Origin of the sequence: Streptomyces sp. GC420, from assembly GCF_009916105.1 — a bacterium.
Taxonomy (GTDB): Bacteria; Actinomycetota; Actinomycetes; order Streptomycetales; family Streptomycetaceae; genus Streptomyces.
The window spans coordinates 1-3,627 of the sequence record NZ_JAAAXQ010000559.1; the positions used below are offsets into that span (position 1 = coordinate 1).

At 71.3% G+C, this 3,627-nt stretch carries 2 protein-coding genes and 1 pseudogene; 2 read left to right on the forward strand and 1 reads right to left on the reverse strand.

The genetic code is table 11. The features are described 5' to 3' along the window. Positions 1-762 (reverse strand): annotated as a pseudogene (locus GUY61_RS36075) (PucR family transcriptional regulator); the annotation flags it as partial. Between the two features lie 154 nt (positions 763-916). Between GUY61_RS36075 and GUY61_RS36080 the strand changes: the two are divergent. Then, a complete protein-coding gene (locus GUY61_RS36080) occupies positions 917-1,843 on the forward strand; it encodes a proline dehydrogenase family protein (protein ID WP_166634523.1) in 927 nt (308 codons plus the stop codon). A 135-nt stretch (positions 1,844-1,978) separates the two neighbouring features. After that, positions 1,979-3,610, forward strand: a complete 1,632-nt coding sequence (gene pruA, locus GUY61_RS36085) for an L-glutamate gamma-semialdehyde dehydrogenase (protein WP_166634524.1) — start codon at positions 1,979-1,981, stop codon at positions 3,608-3,610. Positions 3,611-3,627: the final 17 nt, after the last annotated feature.

Sequence of the window (3,627 nt, forward strand, 5' to 3'; positions counted from 1 at the left end):
CGCCTGGGCAGGGCCGCGGCGGGCCGGCGGGGGAGCAGGGGCGGGGCCCCGCGCGCCGCGGGGGTGCTCCTCGGAGGCCGGCCCGTGGTGAGGGGGGCCCGGCCAGGGGACTGTGCAGGCCGCCGCGGTGGAAGGGACGCCGCGGGCGCGGTGCGGATCGCCGGACGGCCAGGGGGCGACACAGACGACGGTGTGCAGTCCGTCCAGGCTGGGGCCGAGGGCCGCACGGAGGGAGGAGACGGCCAGGTCGCGCTCCCAGTCGTGCGGGGAGAGCAGCAGCGAGCGCAGGTCGCGGGCGAGGCTCGCGTCCGCGGATGCCTCCTCCGCGAGGAGGGCGCCGATCCTGGCGGTGACCTGCATGGCGGCGGTGAGCTGCTCGTCCGTGGGCCCGGGCTCGGTGTCGAGCAGCCAGACGTACCCGTGGACGACGCCGCCGTGCCGGACGGGCAGGCAGATCCGGCCGCGGTAGACCCCGGCCTCCGGGTCGACGGGGATGCGGACCGGCCCCGTGGCACGGGTGATGCCGAAGGCCTCGAACCAGGCGCGGACCGCCGCCGTGGACTTCCTGGTCAGGATCGAGCGGGTGCGCACCGGGTCCATCGTCAGGTCGTCGTCGCTGTCGTGCGCGCCGAAGGCGATCAGCCCGAAGTCCCGGTCCTCCAGCGTCGCGGGGGCGCCCAGTTGCGCGGAGATCTCGTCGACCAGTTCCTGGTAATCGCCTTTCACCCCCTCATTCTCCTCCCTCCGGACCGTTCGCCTCATACAGATGTCTGAGATCCGGGCCACGGATGCGTGACAGCTGTAGATGGCCCAGGATCGGAGCGATCCTTAGATTTCACGGTGGTTCTCCGTGCCGCACCCGCGTCGTCGCGCGCCGCAGGGTGCGGCCCCGTCAGTCCTCTCCGTGGAGGTGCCCGTGCTGGGTCCCGTCATCCTCGCCGCGTCGCGCAGCGACGTGATGCGCCGTGCCGTCTCGGCCGCGCCGGTGACCAGGCCCGTGGTCGACCGGTTCGTCCCGGGCGAGAGCGTCGAGGAGACCATGCCGGTCGTACGGGCCATGGCGGACCGCGGCCTGGAGGTCACCCTCGACGTCCTCGGGGAGGACGTCACAGATCCGGCCGAGGCGCTGCGGGCCCGCGACGCCTATCTGCGGCTGACCGAGGCGCTGCGCCCGCTGGGGCTGGGCGAGCGGGCCGAGATGTCCGTCAAGCTCTCCTCCTTCGGGCAGGCCCTGCCGGGAGGCCACGACCTGGCGCTGAGGAACGTCCTCCCGGTCGTCGAGGCCGCCGCGGACATCGGCACCACCGTCACTCTCGACATGGAGGACCACACGACGGTCGATTCGACCCTGGCCATCCACGCCGAGCTGCGTGAACGCTTCCCGGCGACCGGCGCCGTCGTCCAGTCGTACCTCTTCCGTACCGAGGAGGACTGCCGCGCGCTCGCCCGCGCGGGGTCCCGGGTTCGGCTGGTCAAGGGCGCCTACAAGGAGCCGGCCTCCGTCGCGTACCAGGACAGGTCCGAGGTCGACAGGGCGTACGTCCGCTGCCTGAGGATCCTCATGGAGGGTGAGGGCTTCCCGATGATCGGCTCGCACGATCCGCGGATCATCGCGATCGGCCAGGAACTCGCCCGCCGTGCCGGGCGCAAGCCCGACGAGTACGAGTTCCAGATGCTGTACGGCATCCGTACCGAGGAGCAGTACCGGCTGGCCGCCGAGGGCCACAGGATGCGCGTCTACATCGCCTACGGCACCGACTGGTACGGCTACTTCATGCGGAGACTGGCCGAGCGCCCGGCCAACCTCGCGTTCTTCCTGCGCAGTCTGCTGACCCGGGGGTGACGCCATGAGCCGACGGCGGCTTCTACCCCGCACACCGAAGCGGCGGGCGAGCACCGACCCCGACCGCTGTCCAACACACGCCGACGCTCGGCTTCTCCCCGGCCGTAGCGGAGGACTCACTGGGAAGAGGTACCCATGGACGCTGTGACCCAGGTCCCCGCGCCGGTCAATGAGCCGGTGCACTCGTACGCGCCCGGCACCCCCGAACGCGCCCGTCTCGAAGCGAAACTGAAGGAACTGGCGGAGAACCCGGTCGACCTGCCGATGACCATCGGCGGCAGGAGGCGGATGGGCGGCGGCGAGCGCTTCGACGTCGTACAGCCCCACAACCACAAGGCGGTCCTCGGCACCGCCGCCAACGCCACGCGGCAGGACGCCCGCGACGCGATCGACGCGGCTCTCGCCGCGGCGCCCGCCTGGCGCGGGCTGTCCTTCGACGACCGTGCCGCGATCATCCTTCGCGCCGCCGAGCTGCTGGCGGGCCCCTGGCGCGAGACGATCGCCGCCTCCACCATGCTGGGCCAGGGCAAGACCGCGCAGCAGGCGGAGATCGACAGCCCTTGCGAGCTGGTCGACTTCTGGCGCTTCAATGTGCACTTCGCCCGGCAGCTCCTCGCCGAGCAGCCGATCGCCAACTCGCCCGGTGTGTGGAACCGCAGCGACCACCGCCCGCTCGAAGGCTTCGTGTACGCCATCACACCGTTCAACTTCACGGCCATCGCGGGCAATCTGCCGACCGCGCCGGCCCTGATGGGCAATGTCGTGGTGTGGAAGCCGTCCCCGACGCAGACCCACTCCGCAGTGCTGCTGATGAGGCTGCTGGAGGAGGCAGGGCTGCCCCCGGGCGTCATCAACCTGGTGACCGGAGACGGCCTGGCCGTCTCCGAGGTGGCGCTGGAGCACCCCGACCTCGCGGGCATCCACTTCACCGGCTCGACGAAGACCTTCCAGTACCTGTGGAAGACGGTCGGCAGCAACATCGGGAAGTTCAGGACGTACCCGCGGCTGGTCGGTGAGACCGGCGGCAAGGACTTCGTCGTCGCGCACCCCTCAGCCGACCCAGCGGTCCTGAAGACGGCGCTGACCCGGGGCGCCTTCGAGTACCAGGGCCAGAAGTGCTCGGCCACCTCGCGCGCGTACATCCCGCGCTCGCTGTGGGAGGGCGGCTTCCGCGAGGAGTTCGCCGCCGAGGTCGAGTGGCTGACCATGGGCGACGTCACCGATCTGTCGAACTTCATGGGCGCCGTCATCGACGAGCGTGCCTTCGCGAAGAACAGGGCCGCGATCGACCGGGCCGCCGCCGACCCCAGCTGCACCATCGTCGCGGGCGGCACCTACGACGACTCGGCCGGCTGGTTCGTGCGCCCCACGGTCATCGAGTGCTCCGACCCGGCCAACGAGGTCTTCACCACGGAGTACTTCGGCCCGATCCTCGCCGTGCACGTCTACGAGGACGCCGAGTACGACGCGATGCTCGACCAGATGGAGTCGGTGTCGGCGTACGCCCTGACCGGCTCGGTCATCGCGGGCGACCGCGCGGCCGCCGCGCACACCATGGCGAAGCTGCGCTTCGCCGCGGGCAACTTCTACATCAACGACAAGTCGACCGGCGCCGTGGTCGGCCAGCAGCCCTTCGGCGGCGGCCGTGCCTCCGGCACCAACGACAAGGCGGGCGCCGCGTCCAACCTGGCCCGCTGGATCTCCACCCGCTCCATCAAGGAGACGCTGGTCCCGCCGACCGACTACCGCTACCCGCACATGGGCTGACGCCACAGCCCGCCGCC